At 33.3% G+C, this 13,538-nt stretch carries 15 protein-coding genes; 9 read left to right on the forward strand and 6 right to left on the reverse strand.

The window, feature by feature from the left end:
- Nucleotides 1-156: 156 nt before the first annotated feature.
- Entirely contained in the window at nucleotides 157-1,215 is a 1,059-nt protein-coding gene (locus FDY99_RS07320; RefSeq protein WP_139420373.1) for a T9SS type A sorting domain-containing protein, read from the forward strand.
- 52 nt (nucleotides 1,216-1,267) lie between these two features.
- Here the strand turns inward: FDY99_RS07320 and FDY99_RS07325 are convergent, their stop codons facing one another.
- Nucleotides 1,268-2,809, reverse strand: a complete 1,542-nt coding sequence (locus FDY99_RS07325) for a serine hydrolase (RefSeq protein WP_139420375.1) — start codon at nucleotides 2,807-2,809, stop codon at nucleotides 1,268-1,270.
- Between the two features lie 307 nt (nucleotides 2,810-3,116).
- On the opposite strand from FDY99_RS07325, the gene FDY99_RS07330 reads away from it, so the two are divergent.
- The 6 genes from FDY99_RS07330 (at nucleotide 3,117) to FDY99_RS07355 (ending at nucleotide 6,465) form a co-directional block, all read left to right on the forward strand.
- Complete coding sequence (locus FDY99_RS07330) at nucleotides 3,117-3,566, forward strand: hypothetical protein (RefSeq protein ID WP_139420377.1); 450 nt, start codon at nucleotides 3,117-3,119, stop codon at nucleotides 3,564-3,566.
- Nucleotides 3,567-4,064, forward strand: coding sequence for a metallophosphoesterase family protein (locus FDY99_RS07335; protein ID WP_079463903.1), 498 nt, complete (start codon nucleotides 3,567-3,569; stop codon nucleotides 4,062-4,064).
- 94 nt (nucleotides 4,065-4,158) lie between these two features.
- A complete protein-coding gene (locus FDY99_RS07340) occupies nucleotides 4,159-4,653 on the forward strand; it encodes a Smr/MutS family protein (protein WP_139420379.1) in 495 nt (164 codons plus the stop codon).
- Nucleotides 4,654-4,671: 18 nt separating this feature from the next.
- The gene (locus FDY99_RS07345) at nucleotides 4,672-5,388 is read left to right on the forward strand and encodes a DUF3822 family protein (RefSeq protein WP_139420381.1); all 717 of its coding nucleotides are present in this window, start codon (nucleotides 4,672-4,674) and stop codon (nucleotides 5,386-5,388) included.
- A 55-nt stretch (nucleotides 5,389-5,443) separates the two neighbouring features.
- The gene (locus FDY99_RS07350) at nucleotides 5,444-5,797 is read left to right on the forward strand and encodes a four helix bundle protein (RefSeq protein WP_139420383.1); all 354 of its coding nucleotides are present in this window, start codon (nucleotides 5,444-5,446) and stop codon (nucleotides 5,795-5,797) included.
- Nucleotides 5,798-5,865: 68 nt separating this feature from the next.
- Nucleotides 5,866-6,465, forward strand: a complete 600-nt coding sequence (locus tag FDY99_RS07355) for an RsmD family RNA methyltransferase (protein WP_139420384.1) — start codon at nucleotides 5,866-5,868, stop codon at nucleotides 6,463-6,465.
- Nucleotides 6,466-6,495: 30 nt separating this feature from the next.
- Here the strand turns inward: FDY99_RS07355 and murI are convergent, their stop codons facing one another.
- The 5 genes from murI to FDY99_RS07380 all read right to left on the reverse strand — a co-directional run bounded on the left by murI (nucleotide 6,496) and on the right by FDY99_RS07380 (nucleotide 11,791).
- Nucleotides 6,496-7,326, reverse strand: coding sequence for a glutamate racemase (gene murI, locus FDY99_RS07360; RefSeq protein WP_139420387.1), 831 nt, complete (start codon nucleotides 7,324-7,326; stop codon nucleotides 6,496-6,498).
- A gap of 108 nt (nucleotides 7,327-7,434) precedes the next feature.
- A complete protein-coding gene (gene hemW, locus FDY99_RS07365) occupies nucleotides 7,435-8,559 on the reverse strand; it encodes a radical SAM family heme chaperone HemW (RefSeq protein WP_139420389.1) in 1,125 nt (374 codons plus the stop codon).
- A gap of 51 nt (nucleotides 8,560-8,610) precedes the next feature.
- Nucleotides 8,611-9,561 carry a PorP/SprF family type IX secretion system membrane protein gene (locus FDY99_RS07370; protein WP_074231094.1) on the reverse strand — a complete coding sequence of 317 codons (951 nt, stop codon included), beginning with the start codon at nucleotides 9,559-9,561 and terminating at the stop codon, nucleotides 8,611-8,613.
- A gap of 51 nt (nucleotides 9,562-9,612) precedes the next feature.
- Nucleotides 9,613-10,680, reverse strand: coding sequence for an RluA family pseudouridine synthase (locus FDY99_RS07375; RefSeq protein ID WP_139420391.1), 1,068 nt, complete (start codon nucleotides 10,678-10,680; stop codon nucleotides 9,613-9,615).
- Nucleotides 10,681-10,753: 73 nt separating this feature from the next.
- The gene (locus FDY99_RS07380; RefSeq protein WP_139420393.1) at nucleotides 10,754-11,791 is read right to left on the reverse strand and encodes a PASTA domain-containing protein; all 1,038 of its coding nucleotides are present in this window, start codon (nucleotides 11,789-11,791) and stop codon (nucleotides 10,754-10,756) included.
- Between the two features lie 154 nt (nucleotides 11,792-11,945).
- Between FDY99_RS07380 and FDY99_RS07385 the strand changes: the two genes are divergently transcribed.
- A complete protein-coding gene (locus tag FDY99_RS07385) occupies nucleotides 11,946-12,935 on the forward strand; it encodes a D-alanine--D-alanine ligase (protein WP_139423777.1) in 990 nt (329 codons plus the stop codon).
- 72 nt (nucleotides 12,936-13,007) lie between these two features.
- Nucleotides 13,008-13,472, forward strand: a complete 465-nt coding sequence (gene coaD, locus FDY99_RS07390) for a pantetheine-phosphate adenylyltransferase (RefSeq protein WP_076557705.1) — start codon at nucleotides 13,008-13,010, stop codon at nucleotides 13,470-13,472.
- Nucleotides 13,473-13,538 lie beyond the last annotated feature (66 nt).

Below are 13,538 nucleotides of genomic sequence, written 5' to 3' on the forward strand. Positions count from 1 at the left end.
TTATTTTTAAAAACTGATTAATAACAATATCATTATTTTGTTATTTCTCTTTCTTTGAATGCAACCGACTGCACATTTTCTGGTTGCGAATAAAACAATTAAGTTTGTCTAGATTTTATTTATTCTAAATAAAATATAATTTTAAACCCTATTATTATGCACAGACAAATTTATTTATTGGTCGCTTTCTTTCTATTACTAGGAAGCAAAACTTATTCACAAACCCCAATAAGTGTATTTCAAGACAATTTAACAACACCCAATCCGATGATTGCGGATGGTAACGATTTGTATGTTGGTTACTATTATTCAGATAAAGTTGTAAAGTTTGATCTTACCAATCCAAATACTCCTCCAGTTGATGTTGCAATGGGAGTAAACAGACCTTACGGATTGGCGATAAAAGACAATATGCTTTATATCTCAGAATTCGGAGGCAACAAAATTTCCAAAGTAAATTTAACAAATCCAAATACAGTTCCGGAAATCGTAATATCTAACGTAAACAGTCCTATAGGTCTTGAGTTTATCGGAAATGATTTATACGTAGCATTGGAAGGAGATAATAAAGTTGCCAAAATAGATGTTACTCAAACTTCACCTCAATTAATAGATGTTACTTATGTTTCAAGTCCTTTTGAGATTGAGGTAGTTGGTAGCCAACTTTACATTACCGAAAGATTTGCCGGAAGACTTGTAAGATTCGAACTCAATAACAGTTCTGCAACAAATGTGATAGTCTCTCAAGGATTGAGTTATCCTTCAGGTCTTACATCAAATGGAAAGCAATTATTTATAGCAGAAGCAGGAGCTTCAAAAATTTCAAAAATCAGCACTTCTGTTTTGAGTCCAACAGTTTCTGATGCTGTAACGTCTAGCTTATTAGATTATCCTTCAGGATTATTAATGCACGATAACATCATGTATATTACAGATTTTTTTGCCAACACTATATTTAAAGTAGATCTAGCTAATCTTTCTGTTTCAGAACTTAACACAACTCATCAAAAAGAAATAAAAATTTATCCAAATCCTGCGATTGACAGACTAAATATTTACAACGCTCCATCAAAAGAATATCAAATATTTGACATGACGGGCAGACTCATCAATTCAGGAACATTAGAAAGAAATTTTATCAATGTAAGCCAACTTTCTTCAGGAAATTACATTCTAAAAACTGGAGAAATCACTAAGAAGTTTATCAAGAAATAATTTAACAAAAAAGAGGCTGCAAAAACAGCCTCTTTTTATATTCGTTGATTGATTATTTTCTTCTCAAATCCAGATCATCAAAATCAAAACTAAAATCTATAATATCTGAAATCGCTTTCATTTTTGCAGATTCTGCTTTTCCGTTTTCATCGTAGCTAAAAATAAGATACGCATCGGCATCATAACTTCTGTCATCCCATTTAATAATAAAAGTATTGTTTGAAAAAGGAAGCAACTCCCCTTTCAGTCTTGGAGAATTTTTACAAGAAATTCTGTAGACATTTCCTTGTTGAGCAATTTCAACATCACCAAACCATATATCATTATATTTTCCGACAAACTGTTCTGCTTTAGGCTGAAGGTTTTTATCTTTTTTGAAAGCATCCGACTTTGCAAAAGCTTCTTTCTTTTGCTTATTGTATTCAGCTTCTACTTTCTGCATTCTGTCACCGTAGGTTTTCAGCCAATTTCTATCAGCAATTCCTAAATAAGAATCTTTCACAGTGTTTGTAATCGTGTTGAAAGCAGCACCAGATTGTTGGTTTGTTAAAACAACAATTCCTAATTTCATATCCGGAATTAAAGTAAACTGCGTTACTGTTCCAATCAATCCACCTGTATGCTGAACTTGTTTATGACCTTTTACATCGCTTAAGAACCAACCTAAACCGTATCCATAGAAACTTGTATCATAAGGATTTTTCATCGCTACTCTGTCAGGAATCTGCAAACTCCAAAGCTGTTGAATATTTTTATCTGAAACTAATTTCTTTCCGTCTTTCGTTGTGAATCCATTTAAAAGAAATTCTGCCCAAGTTGTCATGTCTTTAATGTTACTCATAATTCCACCTGCGGCATTACCCGTTTCGTTCCAATCGTGAGGAACTGCAATTGCTTTTCCGTCAACAGGAGCATGCGCATCAATTTTATTAGCAACAGCCTTTGCTCTGTTGTAACTTCCGAAACTTGAATTCATTCCGACAGGTTTCATAATTCGCTGTTCGATAAAATCTACCCAACTTAACCCTGAAATCCTGGTAATAACTTCTCCTGCAACAATAAACATAATGTTGTTATAATCTAAAGTTGTACGGAAAGAGTTTTCTGGTTTTAAATATCTTACATTGTGTACAATATCATTTACTGTAAGATTTCCACCTTCCGGAAAAAACATCAAATCTCCCTGTCCCAAACCTAAACCGGCTCTGTGCGTAATCAAATCTTTAATCGTTACATTTTGAGAAATATACGGATCATACATTTGAAATTCAGGAATATATTTTGAAACTTTATCGTCCCAGTTCAGTTTTCCTTCGTCTGCCAAAATCGCCAAAGCAACACAAGTGAAAGCCTTGGAATTAGAAGCAATACCCACCAAAGTTGTATCATCCATCGGTTGTTTTGTGGTTAACGAACGTACTCCAAAACCTTTAGAGTAAATCATTTTTCCATCTTTGATAACACCAACAGACATTCCAGGAACATCGAAAGTTTTTAAAGTATTCTGAATAAGTTCGTCCAATTTTTTCTCTTCAACCTGTGCAAAAGAGATGAAAGAAACTAAAAGAAAGAATAAAGATAAGTTATGCTTCATTATTTTTAAATTTTCCCAAATTTAATCAATTCAGCAGAATTAAATTCCCATTTCGTCAATACTTAAAATCTAATAAAAATTAGGATTATCCTCTTTTAACAACAATCCTTTTTTTTGAACGCAAAGAGCGCAAAGATTTTTTAATAAAACCTGTTTTTAAGGTTCGCAAAGGCGTTTCACTCAGCAAAGGCTTGTAGTAATTTTCAATCATTACACATTACGGATAATCGAATAAAAATAAATTGCTTCTATAAAAAATCTGATTATAACAATTAGCATTTTTATATTTGCAAAAAAAAACATTCACATGATTACAAAAAAATTATTGGCATTCTCATTATTAGTATTGAGCTTTAATTTTTATTTTACTCAGGAAGTCGAGATTAAAGATGACAAAGTTTTGCTTGATGGAAAACAAATTTTGAAAGCAGAAAAAATCAATATGGTTGAATATTCATTTTACAATCTGAAAAGTGATGATGAAATATTGCTTTACAGACAAATGGATAATGAAACATCAAGATATCAAGATGATGATTATTATGTACTGAATTTTCTGACCGAAAAAGTAAAAGTAGAGTCTAATGATTTTTATAAAATTGCAAGCTTTATGAATTCTAAAAAGTCTATGGAAAAACTGATAAAATGGCTTTTGAAAGAAAAAGTACTTACAAATGATGGAGAATTGAATCCTGATCGTCTTGCCATCTTCAAAGAGAAATATGACCAAAACATTACTGAAAGAACAATAAGATAAATGACCAAAATCCTTCTCCTCTCCGATTCTCACTCTTATATTGATGACCGAATTTTAGATTACGCAAAACAGGCCGATGAAATTTGGCATTGCGGAGATTTTGGAAGCTTTGAAATTATTGAACAGCTTGAAAAAATTAAGCCTTTAAAAGGAGTTTACGGAAATATTGACGGCACAAAAATCCGCTCTGAATTTCCAGAAGTTAATCGCTTTTTTTGTGAAAATGTAGAAGTTTTAATGATTCACATTGGTGGTTATCCCGGAAAATATACTCCTTTAGCCAAGAAAGAGATTTCAGAAAAAGCTCCGAAACTATTTATTTCAGGGCATTCTCATATTCTGAAAGCGATGTACGATGATAAAAATAAATTATTGCACCTAAATCCCGGAGCGTGCGGAAAGCAAGGTTGGCATAAAATGAGAACGATGATGCAGTTTGTAATTGATGGAGAAGAAATAAAAGATTTGGCTGTGATTGAATTAGGACCAAAAGTTTAATTTTGAAACACAAATGCCACAAATATTTTCACGAATAACACCAATAATTTGTGAAAATTTGTGTAAAACATTTGTGTTAATTAGTGGTAAAAAAATGAAAATTGGCAATAAAGTTTCGGTAGTAGATGAAGATTTAAGCGGAGTGATTACTTCGGTGAATGGAAATATTGTGGTTTTTAAAGACGAATACGGTTTTACTTATCAATACCCGAAAGACAAACTGGTTCCGAAAGATGCCGAAATTTATGAAAATATTAAAATCATAAAAAAGGCAGAACCTAAAAAAGTAGTTTCTAAAAAGCATGATAAAAACCCTTTAATTTTAGATCTTCATTTTGAAAACTTAGTTAAAAACCCTCATGATTACGATAGTTTTGAAAGGTTATTTCTGCAAAAGGAAAAACTGATTCAGACGATTAATTTCTGTAGAAAAAATCATTTAAAAAGACTTGAAATTGTACACGGAATTGGCGACGGAACTTTACAGAGAATGGTTTTTGATGTTCTTGAAAGCCAAACTGGTCTGGATTTTTACAATAAGGAAATACTTCATCATCAATCGGGTGCGGTAATGGTAGAATTTCACTAAATTTGCAACAATTGTAATATGAACGTACTAAATTTACTTTTTACCAAAGACGGACTGATCTACCAAATCATCAAAAACAAAAGTGTTTTGGAGGAAAAGTCTTATTTCGTAGACGAAGAATCGCCCAAGGATTTCATCTCCGGAAAACTAGAAGATGCATTGCTAAAACAGAGATATGACGAAATCTCTGTAGTTTCTGCGTTGAATCATTTTACTTTAATGCCCGAAGGTTATGAAGATCACGACTCGGGATATGATTTGATTGCCTTCAACGCACCTGTTGATAAAGAAAATACAGAACTGATGCTATCTGTCAACAAAAAGTTTAAGCTTCAGTTTTATTATACTTTTCCAAAAGAATTTTATAATAAAATAAAAGATATTTCAGTTCCGGTAAAATTTAATTTTTCGGGAGAGAAATTTTTAAACTCAATCAACAATAAGAATAATAAAGAAATTCACATCAATCTTTATCACAACCAATGTGAGTTTTTTGCGATTTCAAATAAAAAAATCATCTTATATAACAACCTGGATGTTAATTCGGAAGTAGATTTTCTGTATTTTGTGATGTTTACCTTAAGTAAAATAGGTTTTGGAATAAACGACACCTATTTTTACGTGTATGGTGAAACCACAGAAAACGAAACATTCATTTCAGAACTTCAGAAATTTGTAAAAAATCTGAAAGTTGTTTTTGATAATATCCCGAATAAGAATTTTATCCTTAATTAAGCTGGATGATGGAAGCACGATGCTTGATGTTTAATTTATTTCGTATATTTCTGTTATGAGTTTTAAGTTTGAAAAATTAATTATTTGGCAGGATTCTATGAATTTTGCTGAAACTATTTTCAAAATGACGCTCAATTTCCCCAAGGAGGAGATCTACAACTTAACTTCACAAATAAGACGGGCTTCAGATTCAATAGCATTAAATATATCAGAAGGAAGTATTTTACAAAGTAATTTAGAATTCAAAAGATTTTTAGGATATTCAATAAGATCCGTTGCCGAAGTTGTAACTTGTCTTTATAAAGCAAAAAACAGAAACTATATTGATGAAAATAGTTTTCAGGATTGCTATAACTTTGCCTACAAGTTGATGAATCACATCATTGCTTTTAGAAATAAACTTAATTAACATCAAACATCCGTTATCAGGCGTAAAGCATTAAACATCCATCACCCAACATCTAACACCCAACATTTATGTACAGAATAATTTCCGGTAAATGGAAAGCAAAAAAAATAGCCGCTCCCAAAAACTTTGACGTAAGACCAACGACCGATTTTGCTAAAGAAGCACTTTTCAGTATTTTGGAAAACACTTACGACATGCAGTCGATTTCCGTTCTTGATCTTTTTGCAGGAATTGGTTCTATTACTTTTGAATTTGCTTCAAGAGGTTGCCAAGATGTGACTTCGGTTGAAATGAACCCAAAACATACGTCTTTCATCAATGCTACCGCTTCAGAACTGGATATGAGTTTGCAGGTAAATACGCAAAGAGGCGATGTTTTTGACTGGCTGAAAAAATTCAGAAATAATAAATCTTACGAAATCGTTTTTGCTGATGCTCCTTTTGAAACTGAAGAAAAAAAGTATCACGAATTGCTTTCTTTAGTTTTAAAAAATAAATATCTGAAACCTAACGGAATTCTAATTGTGGAACATCAAAGCAGATTAAAACTTGATCATCCAAATTATAAATTCACCAGAAAATACGGTAATGTAAGCTTCAGTTTTTACGAGCCTTATCAGGAAACTGAAATGGAAGCAGAAACCGAAAACAGCGATATAACAGAATAAAAAAAAGACTCATAAAGAGTCTTTTTTGTTTTATAGTACTTTCAATTCTAAATCGATGGTCTTGCCAAAGAATTTCTTGGAGATTTTTTCAAAATTTTTGGTAATATCCGAAAGGTAAAATTTGTAATTCGGCTTCGGATTATTATCATTCAAAAGATGATATTTATCTAAAATAATCGTCAAATGATTGGCTACAATATTCGGTGAATCAATCACACGAACGCGGTTTCCGTAATACTGTTTGATCTCGTCGATCAAAAGCGGATAATGCGTGCAACCCAGAATCAACGTTTCAATATTTTTCAACTTGGCATTACTCAGATAATTATAAATAATAGAATGCGTAATCGGATGATTTTTAAAACCTTCTTCAATCGCAGGAACCAAAAGCGGAGTCGCCAATTCATCAACTTTAATAAACTTATTGTGCTTACGGATGCTTTTCTTGTACAAACCCGAATTTACCGTCGCTTTCGTTGCAATTACCCCCACATTATTATGAATTTCATAGGCAACTTTCTCGGCAACAGGATTGATAACGTCAATTACGGGAACTTTCCCGGCAACCGACAACATTACTTCCTTCAAAGCATTTGCTGTAGCCGTATTACAGGCAATTACAATCGCTTTGCAGTTTTGCTCTAAAAGGAAATTAGAAATTTTCGTAGAATATTCTATAATCGCTTCTTTAGATTTTTCACCATAAGGAAGATGTTTGGTGTCTCCAAAATAAATAAGATCTTCATTAGGAAGAAGTCTTTTTATTTCTTTGGCAACCGTTAAACCTCCCACTCCACTATCGAAAATTCCGATAGGTTGTTTTGACGAAAGATGCGAATAGTTTTGTTTTTTAGTTTTCAAACGATGTGAAATTTAATACAAAAATAGTGAAATTGTTGGATGATGGAAGTCGGATGTCGGAAGTTTTTCACAAACAAATCTTCCAGCCTCAAGCTTCAGACTTTCAGCTTAGACAATAAATAGGTCTGAAGCAATTCCGTCTGCCATAAACCAATGTTTTTCAGGGATTTTAAGGTGATTATCTTCAATTTTTAAGATCCCATCTTCTATTTTATGCTGAATTTCTTTATTAAATTTATCTAAAATATTTTCAGAAAATTTTTGGTTTAAACTATCTAAATTCACTCCCCATATTGTTCTTAAACCAATCATAATCATTTCGTTGAACTGATCCTGTTGAGAAAGAATTTCGGTTTCTTTGGCTAAAATATTTGAATTTAATTTTTTGATATATTGCTGATTGTTGGCTACATTCCAGCTTCGCACATCATTTCCGTTGTAAGAATGTGCGGAAGGACCAATTCCTAAATATTCCTGATATTTCCAGTACGCAGAATTGTGTCTTGAATAAAAACCCTCTTTCGCAAAATTGGACACTTCATAATGATTAAAACCATGATCTTTCAGAAAATCTATCATGTAATAAAACTCACGGTTTTGCTCTTCTTCTTTCGGGTTTGCAATTTTTCCTTTCGAAACCCAGTTTTCTAAAGCAGTTTTCGGTTCAACCGTTAAAGCATAAGACGAAATATGTGGAATTTCAAGCGCAATGGTTTTATTTAAATTTTCCTTCCAGATTTCCAGATTAGAAGTTGGCGAACCATAAATTAAATCAATACTTAAATTTTCAAATCCGAAATCCTGTGCTCTTTTAATTGAACCTTCAGCTTCGGAGGCATTATGTGCGCGATTCATCAGTTTCAGATCTTCATCAAAAAAACTTTGAGTTCCGATAGACAAACGATTAACAGGAGAATCTGATAATCCTTTTAAAAATTGAGGATTCAGATCATCGGGATTGGCTTCTAAAGTAATTTCGATATCATTATTAAAACTAAAATGTTTTAAAACTTCATCAATTAAAGATTTAATTTCATCCGCACAAAGTACAGAAGGAGTTCCTCCGCCAAAATAGAGGGACTGCAAATCTTTATTCTGAAGTTCGTCTTTTCTAAGGAAAATTTCCTTTTTCATCGCATCCAGCATTTCATCTTTAAAATTCAAAGAAGTGGAAAAATGAAAATTGCAATAGCTGCATTTCTGTTTGCAGAAAGGGATGTGAATGTAAATCATAAAAAAAGCCCTGAAAAATTTCAGAGCTCAAATTTATTTAAATTAAATTGATTAATATCTAAATCCTCTATGATTAATAAAGTTATCGAAGTTATAACCAACTCCAAGCATGAAGCTGTTTCCTCCATACGTCTGAATATCAGACATTCCAAGGTTGTAAGTAGCACCAATCATAAATTTGTTGAATCTTACTTTTACCACTGGAGAAACACTTAGTTCCTGATTATCAAATCTGTTTTGAACAGCTCTGTAACTTACCCCAAAAGAGAATGCGTTGATATCGTTAGAAAATGTAGCCATCAAGTTGAAGTCTGTCATTCTTGTAGAATTGGTATTTAAATTTACCAAAACTGAAGGAGTAATTGCAATATTGTCTGCAATCTTCCAGTCGTATCCTAAGTTTAAGAAAAACTTGATTGGAGAAGGCTCGTAATTGTTTACAATAGATTCGTCATTGCTTAATGCGATATCATTTACGGAAACCCCCCCGAAAATCCCTCTATAAGTAGCTGCTAAACCGAAGTTTGCATATGCCATAAAGATATTGCTTTCATTACCTTGCAATAATGGGTCGTAACCGTCTTCAGTATTGATTTTTGAGTAATCAAAATTCATATTGTAGAAGTTAACACTTGTACCAAAAGAAAACTGATCTTTTCTCTCCCCTTCACTACTTAGTGGGATGAAATAAGATGCACCAGCTGTAATACCTCCAGCTGAAATAGGACCGTTGCTATCTCTAAAAACGGAAATACCCGCTCCTACTCTGTCAAAAATATTCGCATTAATCCCTACAGACTGCACGTTTGGAGACTCGCTGAATTTTGAAAATTGTTGTTGATAGTTTAGGTTAAGTTGTACGTAGTCTGTTTTACCGTATTGTGCAGGGTTGAACAGGAACTCACCATCCAAAAGATATTGTTGATAGTATGGTAGTGATTCTTGTGCTTTGTATGCATTCGACAAAAGAGCTAAACATACGATAGCATATAGTTTTCTCATAACAAATCTTGATTTCAATTCAACAAATATAAAAAAAATCTCAATATATTTTTAGTTTTCTAAATAATTTCTCCATTTTTTTACAGCATCCGCCATATCTTGAGGCATTGGGCTCTCAAAATACAATTCCTTTTTCGTGGTTGGATGTATAAACCCTAAAGTATGGGCGTGAAGTGCATGTCTAGGTAAAACATCGAACACATTTTTTATAAAGTGCTTATACTTAGGTAGATTAACTCCTCTCAAGGCGACATTTCCTTCATATCTCTCGTCATTAAACAATGTATGACCAATATGTTTAAAATGTGCTCTGATTTGATGCGTTCTTCCAGTCTCAAGCTTACATTCTACCCAAGTCATATATTTGAAACGCTCTAAAACTTTATAATGGGTAACGGCATGCTTTCCTTGGCTTCCGTCAACATAAGTGTACATCTGCATTCTGTTTTTAGGATGTCTTCCGATGTGACCTGTAATGGTGCCTTCATCGTCCTTCACATTACCCCAGACAAAAGCCCAATACAGACGCTTCGTTTTTCTTTCAAAAAATTGTTTGGCAAGAAAGCTTAAAGCATACTCAGTTTTGGCAATTACCAAAAGTCCAGATGTATCTTTATCTATTCTGTGAACCAAACCTACTCTGTCTAAATCTGATTTCTGTCCGTTTTTCTGGAAATGAAAAGCCAAAGCATTCACCAAAGTTTTATCCCAGTTTCCAAATCCCGGATGTACTACCATTCCAGGTTCTTTGTCTACAACAATCAAATCGTCATCTTCATAGACTATATTAATAGGAATATCTTGCGGAACAATAACGTTTTCACGAGGTGGGTGCGTTAGTAAAACAGAAATCTGCTCTCCCGGTTTTACTCTATAATTCTGCTTTACAGGATTTCCGTTAACCACGACATTTCCGGCACGGCAAGTCTGCGAAATTTTATTTCTTGAAGAATTTTGTCTGAAATTAAATAAAAACTTATCTATTCTTAAAGGTTCCTGATTACCATCAACCGTAATATTAAGATGCTCATAAAGACCTTTATTTTCATCATCAATGTCAACACTGTTATTGGCATCTAAAAATTCTTCGTCTAAAAAATCCTCGTTATCTTCTGTCATTGCTTTATCTATATAAAAGGCTTCAACATAATTAAAGTTGAAGCCTTTTTTTATTTTAAATTAAAAAATCAATTTATATAATTACCTTTTTAGCTTTAGGCTTTTCTGTTGCAGGTGTTGTCGTTGGTGCAGCAGATTTTGGTTTATCACCTGTAGTTGCAGGTTTTGTTGAAGTTCCATTTGCTTTTGGCGTCTCAGTTTTTGGAGTTTCCTTTTTCTGAGGTGCAGGAGCCGGAACCGGATCATTGATCGGTGGTGGATCTTGGAAATTAGGAACTTCGTCATATCTTACCGGAGGCAAAGTAGTATCTACTTTCATACGGTAAGTAGAATTAAGTATTTCTATTTTTCCACGTAGTTCGGCAGGTGTTTTTTTACTTGCCCAAAGATCAATCTGCATTCCCTGATCTCGTGCATCTCCCGATGCCGGATCTTGATAGTACACAATATCTGAATCATCATTTCCACCATCTTCATAATCTACAAGACCAACTTCAAAAAGATTTCTTGCAATCAAAGCTTTCGCTTCTTTCACCGTTAATCCCACAACATTTGGAATGGCAATATTTCGCATAGGACCAGATCCTACCACAACATCAATCACTGAGAATCTAGGAATTTTAGTTCCCGGTTTTATAGAATTTCCTTTAAATAAAATTCTTAAAACAGCATCTTTCTGAATGCTCGGTTCATAAATAGTATCATTAACCTTCAAGCCTACCTGTTCCAATCTTTGGAAAGCCAATCCTGAATATTTATTGATAACATCAGGAACAGCAACCGGAGCCCAGCTTTTAGGATTAACCATCAGCTGAATCGCTCTTCCGTCTTTTACACGGGATCCAGGAGAAGGATAAACCTTTAAAACCTGAAGCGGTCTGTATTTAGGGTTGTAAGCTGCACTATCAACTTCATAGTCGAGTCCTGCATCTTCTAATATTTTTACAGCGTCGTGCACTGATTTGTTGACAACATTAGGAACAGGAATTTCCTGCCCATGATTGGTGTGATACTCCAACCAACGGAAAGTAAGCCATACCAATCCTACGAAAATACCGATGGCTACTAATAAATTGAGTAAAACTTTCCAGTTGAAAAGTGATTTAAGCATACTTAAAAATACTTTAATAATAACGACAAAGATAATTAATAATTTTATATTGAAGTTTTTATTTAGCAGATTTCATTTTTGCTTTCAAAAAAATCAAAATTCATTTATTTCAATATATAAAATGTTTAAATTTGCCTTTATTGATAATATGGATATGAGCAAAAAACACGTTGCCGTAGTTATGGGAGGCTATTCTGACGAATATATAGTTTCTCTGAAAAGTGGCCAGTTAATATATGATTCTTTAGACAGAGACCTTTATCATGTCTATAAAGTGGTTATTCTGAAAGAAGAATGGTATTTTCTGGATGAAAATGACAATAAAAAACCCATCAACAAAGGTGATTTCTCCGTCACTTTAGATAATAATGAAGTATTGAAATTTGATGCATGCTTCAATATTATTCACGGAACTCCTGGCGAAAACGGAATTCTTCAGGCGTATTGGGATGCTATCGGACAAAAATATACTGGTTGCGATTTCTACCAAAGCGCATTAACCTTCAATAAAAAAGATACTTTAGCGGTACTTTCAAAATATGGAATTCCTTCTGCAAAAAGTATTTATTTAAGAAAGGGAGAAGATATTAATGTTGACGAAATTATTAATGAATTAGGGCTTCCTGTATTTGTAAAACCCAACCAATCGGGTTCTTCACTGGGAATTTCTAAAGTAAAAGACAAATCTGAACTCATCGCTGCAACCGAAATCGCTTTTAAAGAAGATCATGAAATTTTAATTGAAAGTTTCTTAGACGGAATGGAAGTTTCTGTTGGAGTGATTGATTATAAAGGTGAAACGATTGTTTTGGGGATTACAGAAATTGTTCCTACAAACGAATTCTTCGACTACGAAGCTAAATACGAAGGCGCTTCAGAAGAAATTACTCCGGCAAGAATAGATGCAGAAACTACAAAAAGAGTGGAGGAAATTGCAAAAAGAGCTTACAATTCTCTTGGAATGAGTGGCTTTTCGAGGAGTGAATTTATTTTAATGGATGGAATTCCTTATATGCTTGAAATGAATACCAACCCAGGATTTTCTCCGGCAAGTATCCTTCCTCAACAGGCAAAAATTTACGGAATTTCAATAAAAGATCTCTGTGGAAATGAGGTTGAAAAAGCTTTACAAAAGAGAAACTAGATATTAGAAGTTAGAGATTAGAGTAAAAACAACTCATAATTGATAACCCATAACTTATAACTTTATTTGCGCATGAAAATTGCTGTTTTTCCGGGTTCTTTTGACCCGATTACTTTAGGACATTATGATATTATCGAAAGAGCAGCGGCGCTTTTCGACAAAGTAATTATTGCCATTGGTCAAAATTCTCAAAAAAAATATATGTTTCCCATTGAAAAAAGAATGGAATTCATACAAAATTCGGTCGCAGAATTTCCCAATGTAGAAGTTGATTATTTTGAAGGCTTAACCGTTGATTACTGTTTTGAAAAAAATGCTCAATTCATTTTAAGAGGCTTAAGAAATCCTGCCGATTTCGAATTTGAAAAAGCAATTGCTCATACCAACAGAACCTTGGCTCACAAAAAACTGGAAACTGTTTTCCTATTGACTTCATCTGGAAAATCATTCATCAGCAGCAGCATCGTAAGAGAAATCATCAATCACGGTGGCGAATATGAACTTTTAGTTCCGGAAGCGGTAAGAGTGGAGAAATAAATGATAGATGATAAGAGATTAATGATTTCAGACATTCAATCTTTTATCATTTATCTAAAATCATTT

The organism is Chryseobacterium mulctrae (assembly GCF_006175945.1).
GTDB classification, from domain to species: domain Bacteria; phylum Bacteroidota; class Bacteroidia; order Flavobacteriales; family Weeksellaceae; genus Chryseobacterium; species Chryseobacterium mulctrae.

Coding starts and splice junctions, on each gene's coding strand:
- FDY99_RS07320 (WP_139420373.1), top strand. CDS start 157: ATGCACAGACAAATTTATTTATTGGTCGCTTTCTTTCTATTACTAGGA.
- FDY99_RS07325 (WP_139420375.1), bottom strand. CDS start 2,809: ATGAAGCATAACTTATCTTTATTCTTTCTTTTAGTTTCTTTCATCTCT.
- FDY99_RS07330 (WP_139420377.1), top strand. CDS start 3,117: ATGATTACAAAAAAATTATTGGCATTCTCATTATTAGTATTGAGCTTT.
- FDY99_RS07335 (WP_079463903.1), top strand. CDS start 3,567: ATGACCAAAATCCTTCTCCTCTCCGATTCTCACTCTTATATTGATGAC.
- FDY99_RS07340 (WP_139420379.1), top strand. CDS start 4,159: ATGAAAATTGGCAATAAAGTTTCGGTAGTAGATGAAGATTTAAGCGGA.
- FDY99_RS07345 (WP_139420381.1), top strand. CDS start 4,672: ATGAACGTACTAAATTTACTTTTTACCAAAGACGGACTGATCTACCAA.
- FDY99_RS07350 (WP_139420383.1), top strand. CDS start 5,444: ATGAGTTTTAAGTTTGAAAAATTAATTATTTGGCAGGATTCTATGAAT.
- FDY99_RS07355 (WP_139420384.1), top strand. CDS start 5,866: ATGTACAGAATAATTTCCGGTAAATGGAAAGCAAAAAAAATAGCCGCT.
- hemW (WP_139420389.1), bottom strand. CDS start 8,559: ATGATTTACATTCACATCCCTTTCTGCAAACAGAAATGCAGCTATTGC.
- FDY99_RS07370 (WP_074231094.1), bottom strand. CDS start 9,561: ATGAGAAAACTATATGCTATCGTATGTTTAGCTCTTTTGTCGAATGCA.
- FDY99_RS07375 (WP_139420391.1), bottom strand. CDS start 10,680: ATGACAGAAGATAACGAGGATTTTTTAGACGAAGAATTTTTAGATGCC.
- FDY99_RS07380 (WP_139420393.1), bottom strand. CDS start 11,791: ATGCTTAAATCACTTTTCAACTGGAAAGTTTTACTCAATTTATTAGTA.
- FDY99_RS07385 (WP_139423777.1), top strand. CDS start 11,946: ATGAGCAAAAAACACGTTGCCGTAGTTATGGGAGGCTATTCTGACGAA.
- coaD (WP_076557705.1), top strand. CDS start 13,008: ATGAAAATTGCTGTTTTTCCGGGTTCTTTTGACCCGATTACTTTAGGA.